17 protein-coding genes, 1 tRNA gene and 1 pseudogene are annotated in these 15,706 nt (G+C 69.0%); 7 read left to right on the top strand and 12 right to left on the bottom strand.

What is annotated here, in order from left to right:
* Positions 1-107: 107 nt before the first annotated feature.
* From accC to aroQ, 3 genes are read right to left on the bottom strand one after another with little or no spacing between them, the layout of a single operon-like run.
* Positions 108-1,463 carry an acetyl-CoA carboxylase biotin carboxylase subunit gene (gene accC, locus BS69_RS0106400; RefSeq protein ID WP_029941137.1) on the bottom strand — a complete coding sequence of 452 codons (1,356 nt, stop codon included), beginning with the start codon at positions 1,461-1,463 and terminating at the stop codon, positions 108-110.
* Positions 1,463-1,942 (bottom strand): acetyl-CoA carboxylase biotin carboxyl carrier protein, encoded by a 480-nt coding sequence (gene accB, locus BS69_RS0106395; protein WP_029941136.1) that lies wholly within the window; start codon positions 1,940-1,942, stop codon positions 1,463-1,465. The genes accC and accB overlap by 1 nt, the downstream gene beginning before the upstream one ends.
* A 35-nt stretch (positions 1,943-1,977) precedes the next feature.
* Positions 1,978-2,409 carry a type II 3-dehydroquinate dehydratase gene (gene aroQ / locus BS69_RS0106390; RefSeq protein WP_029941135.1) on the bottom strand — a complete coding sequence of 144 codons (432 nt, stop codon included), beginning with the start codon at positions 2,407-2,409 and terminating at the stop codon, positions 1,978-1,980.
* Positions 2,410-2,447: 38 nt separating this feature from the next.
* On the opposite strand from aroQ, the pseudogene thiS reads away from it, so the two are divergent.
* Positions 2,448-3,458: pseudogene (gene thiS / locus BS69_RS0106380) on the top strand (sulfur carrier protein ThiS).
* A 10-nt stretch (positions 3,459-3,468) separates the two neighbouring features.
* Here thiS and BS69_RS0106375 read toward each other — a convergent pair.
* Genes BS69_RS0106375 through cmk form a run of 3 tightly spaced genes read right to left on the bottom strand, consistent with a single transcriptional unit; the run spans position 3,469 to position 6,223 of the window.
* Positions 3,469-3,882, bottom strand: a complete 414-nt coding sequence (locus BS69_RS0106375) for a hypothetical protein (protein WP_051676583.1) — start codon at positions 3,880-3,882, stop codon at positions 3,469-3,471.
* Between the two features lie 22 nt (positions 3,883-3,904).
* The gene (locus tag BS69_RS0106370) at positions 3,905-5,575 is read right to left on the bottom strand and encodes a thiamine pyrophosphate-binding protein (RefSeq protein WP_029941131.1); all 1,671 of its coding nucleotides are present in this window, start codon (positions 5,573-5,575) and stop codon (positions 3,905-3,907) included.
* 9 nt (positions 5,576-5,584) lie between these two features.
* A complete protein-coding gene (gene cmk, locus BS69_RS0106365) occupies positions 5,585-6,223 on the bottom strand; it encodes a (d)CMP kinase (protein ID WP_029941130.1) in 639 nt (212 codons plus the stop codon).
* 102 nt (positions 6,224-6,325) lie between these two features.
* On the opposite strand from cmk, the gene BS69_RS0106360 reads away from it, so the two are divergent.
* Positions 6,326-6,655: a TIGR02300 family protein gene (locus BS69_RS0106360; RefSeq protein WP_029941129.1), complete on the top strand. Its 330-nt coding sequence runs from the start codon at positions 6,326-6,328 to the stop codon at positions 6,653-6,655.
* A 110-nt stretch (positions 6,656-6,765) separates the two neighbouring features.
* On the top strand, positions 6,766-7,299 hold the full coding sequence (locus BS69_RS0106355) for a hypothetical protein (RefSeq protein ID WP_029941128.1): 534 nt from the start codon (positions 6,766-6,768) through the stop codon (positions 7,297-7,299).
* A 37-nt stretch (positions 7,300-7,336) separates the two neighbouring features.
* Here BS69_RS0106355 and BS69_RS0106350 read toward each other — a convergent pair.
* The 4 genes from BS69_RS0106350 to BS69_RS0106335 all read right to left on the bottom strand — a co-directional run bounded on the left by BS69_RS0106350 (position 7,337) and on the right by BS69_RS0106335 (position 10,314).
* Positions 7,337-7,412: transfer RNA gene (locus BS69_RS0106350), tRNA-Ala, on the bottom strand.
* 133 nt (positions 7,413-7,545) lie between these two features.
* Positions 7,546-7,710: a Flp family type IVb pilin gene (locus BS69_RS13955; protein WP_084184340.1), complete on the bottom strand. Its 165-nt coding sequence runs from the start codon at positions 7,708-7,710 to the stop codon at positions 7,546-7,548.
* A gap of 205 nt (positions 7,711-7,915) precedes the next feature.
* The gene (locus BS69_RS13950; RefSeq protein ID WP_084184338.1) at positions 7,916-8,080 is read right to left on the bottom strand and encodes a Flp family type IVb pilin; all 165 of its coding nucleotides are present in this window, start codon (positions 8,078-8,080) and stop codon (positions 7,916-7,918) included.
* A 146-nt stretch (positions 8,081-8,226) separates the two neighbouring features.
* On the bottom strand, positions 8,227-10,314 hold the full coding sequence (locus tag BS69_RS0106335) for a transglycosylase domain-containing protein (RefSeq protein ID WP_051676582.1): 2,088 nt from the start codon (positions 10,312-10,314) through the stop codon (positions 8,227-8,229).
* A gap of 151 nt (positions 10,315-10,465) precedes the next feature.
* Here BS69_RS0106335 and BS69_RS0106330 point away from each other — a divergent pair, with 151 nt between their 5' ends.
* The 3 genes from BS69_RS0106330 to BS69_RS0106320 are packed head-to-tail and all read left to right on the top strand — an operon-like array spanning position 10,466 to position 12,852.
* Complete coding sequence (locus BS69_RS0106330) at positions 10,466-11,938, top strand: ABC transporter substrate-binding protein (RefSeq protein WP_051676581.1); 1,473 nt, start codon at positions 10,466-10,468, stop codon at positions 11,936-11,938.
* Between the two features lie 4 nt (positions 11,939-11,942).
* Entirely contained in the window at positions 11,943-12,362 is a 420-nt protein-coding gene (locus BS69_RS0106325) for a DUF4112 domain-containing protein (RefSeq protein WP_029941125.1), read from the top strand.
* 10 nt (positions 12,363-12,372) lie between these two features.
* The gene (locus tag BS69_RS0106320; protein WP_029941124.1) at positions 12,373-12,852 is read left to right on the top strand and encodes a GAF domain-containing protein; all 480 of its coding nucleotides are present in this window, start codon (positions 12,373-12,375) and stop codon (positions 12,850-12,852) included.
* Positions 12,853-12,871: 19 nt separating this feature from the next.
* On the opposite strand, the gene BS69_RS0106315 is transcribed toward BS69_RS0106320, so the two are convergent.
* The gene (locus tag BS69_RS0106315) at positions 12,872-13,444 is read right to left on the bottom strand and encodes a hypothetical protein (protein ID WP_051676580.1); all 573 of its coding nucleotides are present in this window, start codon (positions 13,442-13,444) and stop codon (positions 12,872-12,874) included.
* A gap of 116 nt (positions 13,445-13,560) precedes the next feature.
* On the bottom strand, positions 13,561-14,031 hold the full coding sequence (locus BS69_RS0106310; RefSeq protein WP_029941122.1) for a universal stress protein: 471 nt from the start codon (positions 14,029-14,031) through the stop codon (positions 13,561-13,563).
* A 93-nt stretch (positions 14,032-14,124) separates the two neighbouring features.
* Between BS69_RS0106310 and BS69_RS0106305 the strand changes: the two genes are divergently transcribed.
* Positions 14,125-15,450 (top strand): pyruvate dehydrogenase complex dihydrolipoamide acetyltransferase, encoded by a 1,326-nt coding sequence (locus BS69_RS0106305; protein WP_029941121.1) that lies wholly within the window; start codon positions 14,125-14,127, stop codon positions 15,448-15,450.
* The last annotated feature ends 256 nt before the right edge of the window (positions 15,451-15,706 follow it).

Raw genomic sequence — 15,706 nt, 5'->3', positions numbered from 1 at the left:
GGGAGGGCGGCAAGGGATACACCCCGTCCGTCTTCCCGGCGCAGGCCGGGACCTGGTGAGGCTTGCACCTCGCTGCCTGAGGTCCCGGCCGGCGCCGGGACGACGGGTCAGGAGTCGCGCTGCTCTTCCAGCCAGCGCTCCAGCCACTTGATCGTATAGTCGCCGGCGGCGAAGGCCGGTTCGGCGAGGATGCGCTGGTGGAGCGGGATGTTGGTCTTCGGGCCATCGACCACGAATTCCTCGAGCGCGCGGCGGAGGCGGGCGATGGCTTGCGGCCGGTCCTCGCCCCAGACGATCAGTTTGCCGATCATGCTGTCGTAGTAAGGCGGCACCTTGTAGCCCGAATAGAGCCCGCTATCGACGCGGGTCTGGAGCCCGCCGGGGGCGACGAAATTCTTCACCAGCCCCGGCGAGGGGGCGAAGGTCTCGGGATCCTCGGCGTTGATCCGGCACTCGATCGAGTGGCCCGACAGCCGGACCTCGTCCTGGGTGACGCTCAGCCCGCGCCCTTCCGCGATGCGGAGCTGCTCGGCGACGAGGTCGAGGCCGGTGATCATCTCGGTCACCGGATGCTCGACCTGGAGCCGGGTGTTCATCTCGATGAAGTAGAATTCGCCGTCCTCGTAGAGGAACTCGATCGTGCCGGCGCCGCGATAGCCCATGTCGGCCATCGCCTTGCGGACCCGCTCGCCCATCTGCGCGCGCTGCTCGGCCGAGATGACCGGCGAGGGAGCTTCCTCGATGACCTTCTGGTGGCGGCGCTGGATCGAGCAGTCGCGCTCGCCGAGGTGGACCGCCTGGCCGTCGCCGTCGCCGAACACCTGGAACTCGATATGCCGGGGATCGCCGAGATATTTTTCCATGTAGACGGTGGGGTCACCGAAGGCGGCGTTCGCCTCCGACGACGCCTGCGCCATCAGGGTCTCGAGCTGGTCGGGCTCGGGGACGACCTTCATGCCGCGTCCGCCGCCGCCCGAGGCGGCCTTGATCAGGACCGGATAGCCGATCTCGTCGGCGATCTTCTTCGCTTCCTCGACGCTGTCGAGGGGCCCGGGCGAACCGGGAACAAGCGGCAGGCCGAGCGCGGCGGCGGTGCGCTTGGCCTCGACCTTGTCGCCCATGATCCGGATGTGCTCGGGCTTGGGGCCGACCCAGATGATGTTGTGGAGTTCGACGATCTCGGCGAACTGGGCGTTCTCCGAGAGGAAGCCGTAGCCCGGGTGGATGGCATCGGCGTGGACGATCTCGGCGGCCGAGATGATGTTGGGGATGTTGAGGTAGCTGTCGCGCGCGGCGGGCGGGCCGATGCACACCGCCTCGTCGGCGAGACGCACGTGCATCGCGTCGGCGTCGGCGGTCGAGTGGACCGCGACGGTCTTGATACCCAGTTCCTTGGCCGCGCGCAGGATGCGCAGCGCGATCTCGCCGCGGTTGGCGATTAGCAGCTTGTTGATCTTGCCCACTAGTCGATGACCACCAGGGGCTGGTCGAACTCGACGGGCTGGGCGTTGGCGACGAGGATCTGCGTGACCTTGCCGCCCTTGGTCGCGACAATCGGGTTCATCACCTTCATCGCCTCGACGATGAGGAGGGTGTCGCCGACCTTCACCGTGTCGCCGACCGACACGAACGGCGGCGAGCCGGGCTCGGCGGCGAGGTAGCAGGTGCCGACCATCGGCGAGCGCACGGCCTCGCCGCTGACGGCGGGCGCCTGGGGTGCGCTGTCGGCGACCGGAGCGGCGGCGGCGGGCGCGGCGGCGGCCGGGGCGGCCGCGACGAAATGCTGCGCGGGCGCCTGGGCCACGGTCAGCTCGCGCTTGACCTTGATCTTGCGGTCGCCGTCCTCGACTTCGATCTCGCTCAGCTCATTGGCGCTCAGCAGCTCGGCAAGCTCGCGCACGAGGCCGGCGTCGATCCGCATCTGCTTGTGTTCGTCGGACATGGAAACTTCCCTGCAATCTGTCGCGGCGGCCCTTGTCAGAGCCGGGCGGCGGCGTCCAGCGCAAGCGCATAGCCATGCGCGCCGAAGCCACTGATGATCCCCTTGCAAACGCCCGAGATCAGGCTCCGGCGCCGGAAGGATTCGCGGGCCGCGGGGTTGGAGAGGTGGACCTCGATCACCGGCACGGCAATCGCCGAAATGGCGTCGCGCAGCGCGACCGAGGTGTGGGTGAGGCCGCCCGCGTTGAGGAGCACGGCGTGGACGCCGGTGTCGGCCGCCTCGTGCAGCCAGTCGATGAGGTGGCCCTCGTGATTCGACTGGCGGACGTCGAGCTCGACTTCGAGCGGCCCCGCCCGCTCGTGGAGCATGGCGGCGATGTCGTCGAGCGTGTCGGACCCGTAGACCTCGGTCTCGCGGGTGCCGAGCCGGTTGAGGTTGGGGCCGTTCAGAACAAGAACCTTGCGCATTGCTCCGCACCCTTCCGCCACCTAGATGCGCTAGTCAAATGAGCGAGACCGAAACCCACAGCATCAGCGTCAACGGCGAGCACCGGCGCGTGGCGGCCGGCATGACTGTCGCCGGACTGGTCGCCGAACTCGGGCTCGATCCCGCGCGGGTGGCGGTCGAGCGCAATCTCGAGATCGTGCCGCGCTCGACGCTCGGGGATGTGAAGGTTGAGGATGGCGACGATTACGAGATCGTGCATTTCGTTGGAGGTGGTTGAGTGAACGCGCACGCGCAGATCGACAAGGACGGCTGGAGTGTCGCGGGGCGCAACTTCACCTCGCGGCTGATCGTCGGCACGGGCAAGTACAAGAGCCTCGAGCAGAATGCGGCGGCGGTGGCGGCGAGCGGGGCGGAGATCGTCACGGTCGCGGTGCGGCGGGTGAACCTCACCGACCCCAATGCGCCCAAGCTCACCGACTATATCGATCCCAAGGTGACGACCTACCTGCCCAACACCGCGGGCTGCTTCACCGCCGAGGAAGCGATCCGGACGCTCCGGCTGGCGCGCGAGGCTGGGGGCTGGACCTTGGTCAAGCTCGAGGTGCTGGCCGAGGCCAAGACGCTTTATCCCGACATGATCGAGACCGTCCGCGCGACCGAGCTCCTGACTAAGGAAGGGTTCGAAGTGATGGTCTATTGCACCGACGATCCCATCATGGCGCGGCGCTGCGAGGACGCGGGCGCGGTGGCGATCATGCCGCTGGGCGCACCGATCGGCTCGGGGCTCGGGGTGCAGAACCCGGTGACCATCCGGCTGATCGTCGAGGGCGCGAAGGTGCCGGTGCTGGTCGATGCGGGCGTCGGCACGGCGAGCGACGCGGCGGCGGCGATGGAGCTGGGCTGCGACGGCGTGCTGATGAACACAGCCATCGCCGAGGCCAAGGACCCGATCCTGATGGCGCGGGCGATGAAGGCCGCGGTGGAAGCCGGGCGCCTCGCCTATCGCGCCGGGCGGATGGGCAAGCGCATGTATGCCGATCCGTCGAGCCCGCTGGCCGGGCTGATCTAGGCGGCCGGGCTCAACCCCCGGCGAGGAGCGCGGCCAAGGCCTCCTCGAGTTTCCGGCTGCAGTCGGTGAACCGGTCGGCGACCCGCTCCAGCTCCTCCAGCAGCCACTGGTCGCCATGCCGGAACAGGGCCTGCGTCCCTTCGGCGGTCCGGCCGGGCTTGGCGTGGACGAGGTTGTTGCGGGTGCCAACAAGCGCCTCGAAGTCGCGCGCCGCTTCGTGAAGCGCGCTATGCTCCGCCGAGGCCGGCCAGCGCTTGATGAGGTGGATCAAGGTGTCGGCGATCCGCCCCGCGGTCCGTTCGGAAAGGTCGTCCATGCAGCCCGGCTGCAATCGCTCGCAGCAGCGCACGGCCGTCCATTCAAGGCTCGCGAAGCAGAAGACCGCGCGGCCGAGTGCCGCCGCATAGCCTTGTTCGAGCGGCATGGAGGGCGACACGTCCAGCCGCTCAGCCCTTCGCCTTGGCCCGCAGCGCGCTGATCGTCGTCTGGTTGGTGATGACCTCGACGTCGGTCTTGCAGTGGAGGAGGCGGATGCCCTTCCTGCCGAGCGCTTCGTCGATGGCGGGGCCGAACTCCTCGGTGGTCTCGACCGTCGCGGCCCAGCCGCCGAAGGCGCGGGCGAGGGCGGCGAAGTCGGGATTGACTAAAGTCGTCGCCGACAGCCGCTCGGGATAGTCGCGCTCCTGGTGCATGCGGATGGTGCCGTAGCTGCCGTTGTCGACGACGATGACGAGAAGGTCGGCGCCATATTGGGCGGCGGTGGCGAGCTCCTGCCCGTTCATCAGGAAGTCGCCGTCGCCCGCGACGCACAGCACCTGCCGGTCCTTGAAGCGGATCGCGGCGGCGACCGCGGCGGGGAGGCCATAGCCCATGGTGCCGCTGGTCGGGGCGAGCTGGGTCGGCATGGCGGCGTAGCGCCAGTAGCGATGGAACCAGCCCGAGAAATTGCCCGCGCCGTTACAGATGATGGTGTCCTTCGGCAGCTTGTCGCGGAGGAGGGCGACGCAGGGGCCGAGGTCGAGCGTCACGCCCTCGCGCGGGGCCGGCGTGGTCCATTCGAGATAATCGGCATGGGCTTCGCGGCCGGCGCCGAAGGGGAGGAGGTCGGGATCCTCCCAGCTGTCGAGCGCCTGCGCGAACTCGCCCATGTCGGCGCAGATGGGGAGGTCGGCATGATAGACGCGGCCGAGCTCGTTGGGGTCGGGGTGGACGTGGACGATCGTCTGGCCCGGATGGTCGGGGGTGACGAGGGTATAGCCCTCGGTGGTGGATTCGCCGAGACGGGCGCCGACGACCAGCAGCAGGTCGGCGTCGCGGACGCGGCTGAGGAGCTTGGGGTTGGGGCCGTAGCCGAGGTTGCCGGCATAGACCGGGCAATCGTTGGGAATCGCGTCCTGGCGGCGGAAGGCGGCGGCGGTGGGCAGGCCGATGCGGCTCGCCCAGGCGGCGAAATGATGCGCGGCGCACGGGCTCCAGTCGGCCCCGCCGACGATGGCGAGGGGAGCGGCGGCGTCCTTGAGCAGCTCGTAGAGGGTGGCGATGGCGGCGGGGTCGGGGTGCTCGACCAGCGGCGGCACCGGCGGGCGGTCGAGCGCCTCGACCTCGTCCCGCAACATGTCCTCGGGGAGCGCGAGGACCACGGGGCCCGGGCGGCCGACCGTGGCGACTCGCCAGGCGCGGGCGACATATTCGGGGATACGGCGCGCATCGTCGATCCGCGCGGCCCATTTGGCGATGGGGCCGAAGAAGGCCGGGAAGTCGATCTCCTGGAAGCCCTCGCGGTCCTTGTCGCGGCGGTCGAGGTCGCCGACGAACAGGATCATCGGGGTGGAATCCTGGAAGGCGACGTGGACGCCGGCCGAGGCATTGGTCGCGCCGGGGCCGCGGGTCACGAAAGCGACTCCGGGGCGGCCGGTCATCTTGCCATCAGCCTCGGCCATATAGGCGACACCGCCCTCCTGGCGGCAGACGATTGTCTCGATCTCGGGCGTGTCGTGGAGCGCATCGAGGACGGCGAGGAAGCTTTCGCCGGGCACGGTGAAGAGGCGGTCGCAGCCCTGGCGGCGAAGCTGGTCGACGAGGATCCGGCCGCCGGTGCGCAAGGAAGTTGTGGTCATGCCCGCTCCTTAGGAGCGAAGGCGGCTTTCGACCAGCCGGATCGCCTCGGCCAGCGCGGCGGCGGGATCGAGGCTGGTGGTGTCGAGAAGAAGCGCGTCCCCGGCCTGGACCAGCGGCGCGGCCGAGCGGTGCGAGTCGCGCTCGTCGCGGGCGCGGATGTCGATCAGCACGTCGGCGAGATGGACGGGTAGGCCGCTGGCGGAGAGCTCGGCGTGGCGGCGGCGGGCGCGCTCCTCCGAGGAGGCGGTGACGAACAGCTTGGCGGTCGCATCCGGCGCGATGACGGTGCCGATGTCGCGCCCGTCGAGGACCGCGCCCGAGGGTTGCGCCGCGAATTCGCGCTGCCGCTCGAGCAGGGCGGCGCGGACCGCGGGGTAGGCGCTGATCCGGCTGGCGATCCCGCCGACCATCTCGCTCTTGAGCTCGGGATCGTCGAGCAGGCCGGCGATGTCCTGTGCCGCACGGACCGCGGAGAATTCGCTCTCGGGGTCGCCGTCGTGGCGCAGCAGCGCCAGCGCGGCCGCGCGATAGAGCTTGCCGGTGTCGAGATGGGGCAGGCCGAAATGCTGGGCGAGGCCCTTGGCGATGGTCCCCTTGCCGCTGGCGGCGGGGCCGTCCACGGCGATGACGAGCGGGCGATCGGACATGGGGCGGGCTTTGACAGCCACCCCCCGCTATGGCAAGGCGCGCCCCGAACCGGCCGGGGCAGTCATGCCGCCGGCCTCATTTCAGTTGGAGATCATCAGTCCATGGTGAAGCCCGAGTGGGGCGCCAAGCGCACCTGCCCCAAATGTGCCACTCGTTTCTACGACCTCGGCAAGGATGACCCGGTCACCTGCATCGAGTGCGGCACGACCTTCGTTCCCGAGCCCGTGCTCAAGTCCAAGCAGCCGATGCCGTTCGAGCAGGTCTCGACCACCGCGGCCCCGGCCCAGCAGGCGGACAGCGATCTCGGTGCCGAGGATCTGGCCCTGCCCGACGAGGACGAGGAGCCCAGCGCCGACGATGAGGTCGATCTGTCGACCGGCGACGACGACCTCGGGGTCGAGGCGGCGAGCGACGACGAAGAAAATCTCTAGTCGCTTCTGACGCGATTGAAGAAGAGGGGCGGGGCCGCAAGGCTTCCGCCCTTTTTCGTGTGAGCACCCGTTCGGCTGGCGTTCAGCCGCTGGACGGGATCAGGGGAGGGATGGCCGGCCCGCTCCTGTCCCTGCTGCTGTTCGCGCAAAGTGTCGCGGCGGTACCGTCGGCGCCCGAGCCCGAGGCCGCATCCGCCGCGACGACCGATTATGGCCCGGTCGAACCCAAGGCGCCGAAGAAGAAGCCCGTGACGTCGGCCGCGAGCGACCCGTGCCTCAGCCAGGCGGTCGAGCCGGGGGTGATCCTCGTCTGCGGCAAGCGGCAGGATTATCGCATCGACCCCGACGTGATGGCCGCGCGCAAGATGGTGAAGAACCAGAGCGCGCCGCGTGGCCCCGAGCGCTTCGTTGACACGAGCTGCCAGGTCGTGGGTCCGATGGGCTGCATCAACCAGCCGACCATCAACGTCGTCGGCGCGGCGGCCACGGCGGTGGCGGTAGCGCAGGCCCTCGCGACCGGGGGCGATGTCGGCAAGATCCTCCAGACCGGGCACGAGCTCACCGAATATGAGATCTACCAGCTGCTGAAGCGCGAGCGCGAGGTTGAGGAGACCGGCAGCGCTCCGCCCGAGGAAGGCCGATAGCAAAAAGGCCCGCCGTTCGGCGAGCCTTTCAGGACAATGGTGGAGCCGAGGGGGATCGAACCCCTGACCTTCGCAATGCCATTGCGACGCTCTCCCAGCTGAGCTACGGCCCCTTGTCCGCGGCGGCCTTTAGGGGGTCATTCGGCCGCTGCCAACCCCTTTGTTGCCTCTTGGCGGCTTCCCGCAAAAAGAAAGCGGCGCCAGTACGCGGCGCCGCCCACTTGTCCACTCGACGCGGACGCCAGCCTACTTGTTGAGGTTGCTGGCGACGTTGCTGAAAGTGGTGTTGAGGTTGGTGCCGATGCTGGTCAGCGCGGTGATCGCGGCAACCGCGATGAGCGCGGCGATCAGGCCATATTCGATGGCGGTGGCGCCGTCGTCGTTGGTCAGCAGCTTGATAAAGCTTGTCATCGTGCAATCTCCCGAGAGGATCGCAGGCCTTCGAGCTTACCCTTACACGCTCCCCGCGTCCCAGGGCATCAATGATGGATGCCAATGCTTCCCATTCGGTAAACGCAACGCAACTGATTTTTCGGCCAAGGCCGAAAACAGGAAGGCCCCGCCCTCACCTCCGCGCGGGAGGTGAGCGACGGGGCCCCTTTTGCTGACCTGAAGCTTACTTGTTCAGGTTCGAAGCGACGTTCGAGAACGTCTTGTTCAGGTTGCCGCCGATGTTGGTGAGCGCGGTGATCGCGGCAACGGCGATGAGGGCGGCAATCAGGCCGTACTCGATCGCGGTGGCACCATCTTCGTTGTTCAGCATCTTGATGAAATTGGTCATGTCCGGTCTCCTAGTTCCACTTGTCCCCGGGGCCTGGCCCCGGACCGGCAGACGTTGAAGCCCGTCGGTCGAAGCCCGTTCTAGGAGCGAGGAGTTAAGGAGTTCTTGCACGCGCCGGTAAACGCAAGTTCACCATTTTTCGCGGCTCAGCGTCCGCTGCCGAACATCTCCTCGATGGCCTTGGCGGCGCCGGCGATGAAGTCGTCGAGGCTGGTATCGGCGGCCGGCGCCGACGCGGCGGTGCGGCGCGGGACTCGGTAGCCGGCGGGGAGCGAGGAAGCGCCTCGGCCATCGATGCTGAGCGCGGGGGCCATGAAGCTGCGCCAGATCTGCGCGGGGGTGGTCCCGCCCGACACGTCGCGCCCAAGCGACTTGTTGTCGTCGCGCCCGACCCACACGCCGACCACGAGATCGCCCGCGAAGCCGACGAACAGGGCGTCGCGATTGTCCTGGCTGGTGCCGGTCTTGCCGAAGGTCGGAGTGGAAAGCGCCGCGCGCCTGCCCGTGCCCTCGTTGGCGGCGGCCCACAGGATGTCGAGCATCGGGCGCCAGTCGCGCGCCTCGTCCAGCTGTCCGCCACGGCCGAAGAAGGAGGCGGTGAAGCCCGGCGCTTCGTCCTTGGCCGGGACCAGCGGCAGGCCGGTCGCCGCGACGGGATAGCGGCCCCCGGCGACCGCGGCATAGGCCGAGGTCAGCTCGAGCAGGCTAACGCCCGCGGTGCCGAGCGCGACGCTGGGCGTGTCGGGGAGCGGCGAGCTGATGCCCAGTTCGCGCGCGGTGCGCAGGACATTGGCCCGGCCGACGGCTTCGGACAGGCGGACGGTCGCGGCGTTGCTCGACCGGGCGAAGGCGGCGCGCAAGGGGATGGGGCCGCGATAGACGCCGTCGCTGTTGGCCGGGGTCCAGCCGTCGATGGTGATCGGCCTGTCCTGCAGGATCGTGCTGGGCGTGTAGCCCGCGCGCATCGCCGCGAGATAGACGAACAGCTTAAAGGCCGAGCCCGGCTGGCGCCGCGCTTGGGTTGCGCGGTTGAAGGTCGAATCCTTGTAGGAGCGGCCGCCGACCATCGCCACGACCCGCCCGTCAGGGCGCATCGCGACCAGCGCCGCCTGGACGCCGGGCCCGAGCGGGGCGTTGGCGACCGCGCGGGTGGCGAGGCGCTGAAGGTCGGCGTCGAGGGTGGTCCGGACCTTCACCTCACCGAAGTCGCTCTCGAAGGCCTGGGCGGCCTGAGGCGCGACCCAGTCGGCGAAATAGGTGCCGGTGGGCACCTTCTCGAGCTGCCGGATCGGGCGGGCGGGCACGGTCGCGCGGGCTCGCGCGGGCGAAATGACGCCGGTATCCGCCATCGCCGCGAGCACCAGCCGGCTGCGCTTCTGGGCGCCGGCGAGGTTGCGGGTTGGGGCGAGGCGGCTCGGCGCCTGAACGAGCCCGGCGAGCATCGCCGACTGGGCGAGGCTCAGCCGCTCGGGCTCGCGGCCGAAATAATGATGCGAGGCGGCCCGCAGGCCATAGACGCCGTCGCCGAAATAGACCGACGACAGGTAGCGCGAGAGGATCTCGTCCTTGGTCAGCCAGCCTTCGAGCCAGAAGGCGATGATCACCTCCTGCGCCTTGCGCTTGAGGCTCCGGTCACCGTTCAGGAAGCTGGTCTTGGCAAGCTGCTGGGTGAGCGTCGAGCCGCCCTGGCGGACCCCGCCGGCGCGGAAGTTGGCGACCATCGCGCGGGCGATGGCACGCGGATCGATCCCCCAATGGCGGTAGAAGCGGCGGTCCTCGATCGCGACGAAGGCGGCCGGGGTGTGGGGATTGAGCTTCGCGACCTCGACCGGCGCTTCCTTGATCGCGCCGCGGCGGGCGATGGCCCGCCCCTCGCTCGAGACGATCAGCATGGCCGGGTCGGGCAGCGGCTCGAGCGCACGGCTCAAGGGCGCGGTGACGACCAGCCAGAGCAGGATAACGAGGAGGAGCGCGCCGAACGCGGTGAAGCCCCAGCGCCAGTAGCGGCGGCGATTCGACGGCCGCGTGGGGGGCGGCGGGGGCTCGGCGGCCCCGGGCTCGGTCGGAAAGACCGCCTGCTCGCGGCTGGCCTCCGCCAGGCGCTGCTCACGGCGCTGCCACCAGTTGAGGCGCTTCACCGTCGGCGGCGCGCCGAACAGGGGTGCGGCAAAGGGATCGGGAAGATCCTCGATGTTGCGTCCGCCGCGCTGCCAGGGTGAGTCGCGATCCGCCATTGATCCCGTCGACAAGAGGTGACCTAACGCCCTAATACACTCAAAGTGCCGTGACTAGGGCCGGTGAACTGAACCCTTGGTGTCGAAGCGCGCCCTCGTCTAGTGAAGCGGCGTGACGAGACGGCGAGCGCATCGACTCTGGCTTGGCGCCATGCCCCTGCTGGTGCTGGCCGCGCTCGGGGGATGCCGCAACCAGGACAATGAAGCGGTCAGCGCGACCGTGATCGGCGATCGCCCGCCGGCGCTAGGCGATCCGGTCGCGAAGCCGTTGTCGCCCGCCGATCTGGTGCTGGTCGGCAATGTCGCGCAGGGGCTGGTCCGGTTCGACGCGGCGGGCAATATCGCGCCCGGCCTCGCCGAGCGCTGGGCGGTCAGCGACGACGGCCTGAGCTACGTCTTCCGGCTCCAGAAGACGAACTGGAGCGACGGCCGCAAGGTCCGCGCCCGCGACGTGGTGCGGCTGCTCCAGCGCCAGCTTGCCCGTGCCGGGCGCGATCCTGTGCGCGATTCGATCGGCGCGATCGCCCAGGTGGTGGCGATGACCGATCGGGTGATCGCGATCGAACTGAACGCGCCGCGGCCGCATCTTCTGCAGCTGCTGGCCCAGCCCGAGTTCGGGCTTGTCAGCAACGACCAGGGGACCGGCCCGTTCAAGGCGACCCGCAAGGACGAGGCGCTGCTGCTGAGCCGGACGCTGCCGGGGTTCGACGGCGACCAGGACCAGAAGCAGGAAGTCGCGCTTTCGGCGGCCCCGGCCGAGCGGGCGGTCAAGGCGTTCGTCGACGGCCAGACCGAGCTGGTGCTCGGCGGCACGGTCGGCGACCTCGCGGTGGCGCTGGGCGCGAAGTTGCCGCGTGGCGCGCTCCGGCTCGATCCGGTTGCGGGGCTGTTCGGGCTGGTCCCGGCGCGCAAGGACGGCCCGGCCGCCGATCCCGAAGTCCGCGCCCTGCTCGACGAAGCGCTCGACCGCGCGGCGCTGGTCGGGGCACTTGGCGTTCCCGATCTCCAGCCGCGCGCGACCATCCTCCAACCGGGGCTCGATGGGGTTAGTGCGCCCGCCCAGCCGGCCTGGTCGGCAAGCCCGATGACGCCCGAGCGCCGCCAGCTGCTGGTCGAGACCGGCGACCGCCTCTTTCCCCGGCCGAGCGGAGCGCAGCAGCCGCCGACCCTGGAGCCGCCGCGCCCGATCCTGGTCGCGCTTCCGCCGGGGCCGGGCGGGGCGATCATCCTGCAGCGACTCAAGGCCGACTGGGAGCCGCTCGGCCATCTGACGGTGGCGGCGGCGAAGCCCGGCGGACCGGCCGATTTCCGGTGGGTCGATTCGGTCGCGCCTTCGACCTCGCCCGCCTGGTTCCTGCGCAGCTTCCGCTGCGAGTTCGTGCCGATCTGCTCGGAGGAAGCGGACAAGTTGCTCGACGCGGCCCGGCTGACGGGGTTTGTCCCCCAGCGCAACGCCTTCTTCGCCGATGCCGAGCGGATGATGCGCGAGTCCGTGCTGTTCATCCCGGTCGCGGCACCGGTCCGCTGGTCGCTCGTCGGGCGCGGAATCGATGGTTTCAGCGAGAATCGCTTCGCCCGCCACACGCTGACGGACTTGCGTGCCAAGCGCGGCACCCAAGATTAGGGGCATGAGCGTCAGACCCCAGGCCCTTCGCCGCGACTTGCCCCTTGGCCGCGAGCCGTCCCACGTCCGCCAGCGGATCGAGGCGCTCGAGCATCTGCTCGAGGGGCTGGTGACGATCCCCGGCACCAGCAAGAAGGTGGGGTTGGACGTGTTGCTGGACTTCGTGCCCGGCGTGGGACCGACGGTGGCGGCGGGGCTGGGTGCCTATCTGGCCTGGGAAGCGCGCAACCTCGGTATGTCCAAGTGGCAGATCACTCGCATGGGGAGCAATATCGGGATCGACTGGCTGCTCGGCCTGATCCCGTTCGTCGGCGCGATCCCCGACTATTTCTTCCGCTCGAACACCCGCAACCTCCGGATGATCAAGCGGCATCTCGACAAGCATCACCCCTCGACCGTGACGCTCGACGTGCCGGCCCGCTAGGAACATTTCCATGTACGACTTCAAGATCGCTGCCGCCGACAAGGCGACGCTCTACGACGACCTCGCCCAGGCCCTCGACGGGCTGACCGCTGGCGAGAGCGACGCCATCGCCAACATGGCCAATACGGCGGCGCTGATCTGGGAAACGCTGCCCGACCTCAACTGGGCCGGCTTCTATCGGAACGTCGGCGGCGAACTGGTGCTGGGGCCGTTCCAGGGCCGCGCGGCCTGCATCCGCATCCCGTTCGGGCGCGGGGTATGCGGAGCGGCGGCCGAGACGCTGAAGGTCCAGCGGGTCGAGGACGTCCACGCCTTCCCCGGCCACATCGCCTGTGACGCTGCGAGCCAGAGCGAGCTGGTGGTGCCGATCGTCCGCAATGGCGAGCTGATCGCCGTGCTCGACCTCGACAGCCCGCAAAAAGCCCGCTTCGACGCGGAGGACGAGGCGGGCTGCGTGAAACTTTGTGAGGTATTGGCGAAGCGGCTCTGACCGCCGCTTCGCCGAACCTTTAGCCGGTGATCGACACCGCGACCGGTTCCTTGGTCATCGCCTTCCACTCGCTGCCGGCGGCGGCGGTCGCACTGCGGCCGGTGACGACGAGGCCGCCGATGACGCCGGCTGCGACAACTGCGCCGACCGTCGCACCGGTGTTGCCGTCGCCCGAGATGCGATGCACGCCGCTCAAGGTGATTGGCTTGCCGGCGAGCACCAGCTGATCGATGCTGAATTCCATCTTGGCCGACTTGCCGAAGACACCCTTGCCGGTGCGGTAGGTGATCTTGCCGGTCGCGGGGGTGCCGCGCGGGATCACCACATACTGGCCGAGCATCACGTCGCGCGCGACGTGGAATTCAAGCGAATCACCAACTCGCGCCTTCTTCGAGGTGAGATCCTTGTCGAGAGCCAGGAAGACTTCGGTATTGCTGGGCAGCATGGTGCCCGAGACGACCTCGAGCGGCTTGGCGACGGTGACGGCGACCGGCGGCGTCGGTGTGACGACCGGGTCGGCCGACTGGGCACCGGCGGTCGCTGCAAGGCACAGCGCCGCGACGCCGAGACCGGCGCGAACGTGATCAAACATGAAAAACCCCCGTTGTGACTAGCCAGTAATGGCTGGTCCGATGTTGACGATCTTTGCAATCGTCGCAAGACAATCAATGGTTAACGGAAGCGACGCGACGATTTTCGACAGGCGCGTTAGCTCAGCGCTTCGAGCCGCTCGTCACTGAGGCCGCCGGGAATGACCATCACGGGGCAGGGCAGGCGGCCCGCGTCATTGCCGGAGAAGGCGGTGACGAGCGGGCCGGGGTCGCCGGCCGGGGCGGCGCCGAGGACGAGGGCGGCGATGTCGTCGCGGCGCGACACGATCTCGCGGACCACCGCGACGGGTTCGCCCGGCTGGAGCAGGATCGCGTCGGGCTTCATCCCGTCGATGCCCGGAAGGTCGCCCAGAGCGGCGGCGACGCGGGCCTCGATGCGGAGTTGCTGTTCTTCCTCCATCGCGGCCTGCACCCCGCCCCACTGGACGAATTCCTGCGCCTCGGTGATTGCCAGCACCTCGATCGCGCCGCCCGTCTTGGCGGCCCGGCGGGCGGCGAAGCGCAAGGCGACGCGGGCCTCCTTGCTGTCGTCGATCACGACCAGATAGGTGCGCTTGCCGGTGGCCATCGTAGCTACAACTGGCCCAGCGCTGCTTGACGGGCAAGGGGGCATGGTCTTTTGAGGACCGCGATTCCTCCCCTCCAAGCCACAAGGTTCATGATGGCGATCGAACTCAAGATGCCCGCGCTCAGCCCGACCATGGAGGAGGGCACGCTTGCCAAATGGCTAGTGAAGGAGGGGGACACGGTCGCCAGCGGCGACATCCTCGCCGAGATCGAGACCGACAAGGCGACGATGGAATTCGAGGCGGTCGACGAGGGGACCGTGACCAAGATCCTGGTGTCCGAAGGCACCGACGGGGTGAAGGTCGGAACCCCGATCGCGCTGATCGGCGGCGAGGGCGAGGAAGCGGCGGCTCCCGCGGCGGCCGCTCCTGCGGCTCCGGCGCCCGCGCCCAAGGCCGATGCGGTTCCGGCGAAGGCCGAGGCGCCCGCGCCCGCGCCCGCCGCACCGGCCCCCGCCCCGGTCGAAACGCCGCCCGCTCCGGCCCAGCCGGCCGCTGCGCCCAAGGCCGAGGGCGAGCGGATCAAGGCGAGCCCGCTCGCGCGCAAGCTGGCGGAAGCGCAGGGGATCGACCTGTCGACCCTCACGGGTTCAGGCCCGGGCGGGCGGATCGTTCGCGCCGACCTTGGCCAGGCCGCCGGGGGGGCAGTTGCCCAGCCGCAGGCCGCCGCCGCGCCGTCCAGCCCGGCCCCGGCCGCCGCTGCGGCTCCGGCCCAGCCCTTCACGACCGACATCCCGCACGAGGCGGTCAAGCTTTCGAACATGCGCAAGACGATCGCGCGGCGCCTGACCGAGGCGAAGCGCGAGATCCCGCACATCTACCTGACCGTCGACGTCCGCCTCGACGCACTCCTGAAGCTGCGCAGCGACCTCAACGCCGGCCTGTCGGGACGCGGGGTCAAGCTCAGCGTCAACGACCTCCTGATCAAGGCACTGGCAGTCGGTCTCGAGGCGGTGCCCGAGTGCAACGTCAGCTTCACCCCCGACCAGTTGATCAAGTACAGCCGCAGCGACATCGCGGTCGCGGTCAGCATCCCGGGCGGGCTCATCACCCCGATCATCGTCGACGCCGGTTCGAAGTCGGTGAGCCGCATCTCGACCGAGATGCACGAGCTCGCGAGCCGTGCGAAGGAAGGCAAGCTCCAGCCGTACGAATATCAGGGTGGCACCGCGAGCATCTCGAACATGGGCATGTTCGGGATCAAGCAGTTCGACGCGGTCATCAACCCGCCCCAGGCGATGATCCTTGCGGTCGGCGCGGGCGAGAAGCGTCCGTGGGTTGACGGCGACGCGGTGACGGTGGCGACCGTGATGAGCATCACCGGCAGCTTCGACCACCGCGCGATCGACGGCGCCGACGGGGCCAGGCTGATGAAGACGCTCAAGGAACTGATCGAAAGCCCGCTGGGTCTGGTGGCTTGACGCCGCAACTCGAAGGCACTCAGGGATTCGCGGCGGCCCGCGACGCCGCCGTGTCAGCGGCATTGGTAGCTGCTGTTCTGATAACCGTTTGGGCGGGATGGTCCCAGCCTCCCCCATCGGTACTAGAGGCGATCGGCTTTGCGGCAATGGTTTTTGCGATTTCGCTGCCGATCATCGCCGTCATCGTCGCTTGCGCAAGTCCGTTGGTTCGATGGTTATCTGCCCTATCGCAACCACTGGTGATGATGCTGCCGCT

Source organism: Sphingomonas astaxanthinifaciens DSM 22298 (genome assembly GCF_000711715.1).
Lineage (GTDB): Bacteria > Pseudomonadota > Alphaproteobacteria > Sphingomonadales > Sphingomonadaceae > Sphingomicrobium > Sphingomicrobium astaxanthinifaciens_A.
The sequence above is the reverse complement of the archived record's forward strand: the minus strand, read 5'-3'. Positions and strand labels throughout refer to the sequence as shown.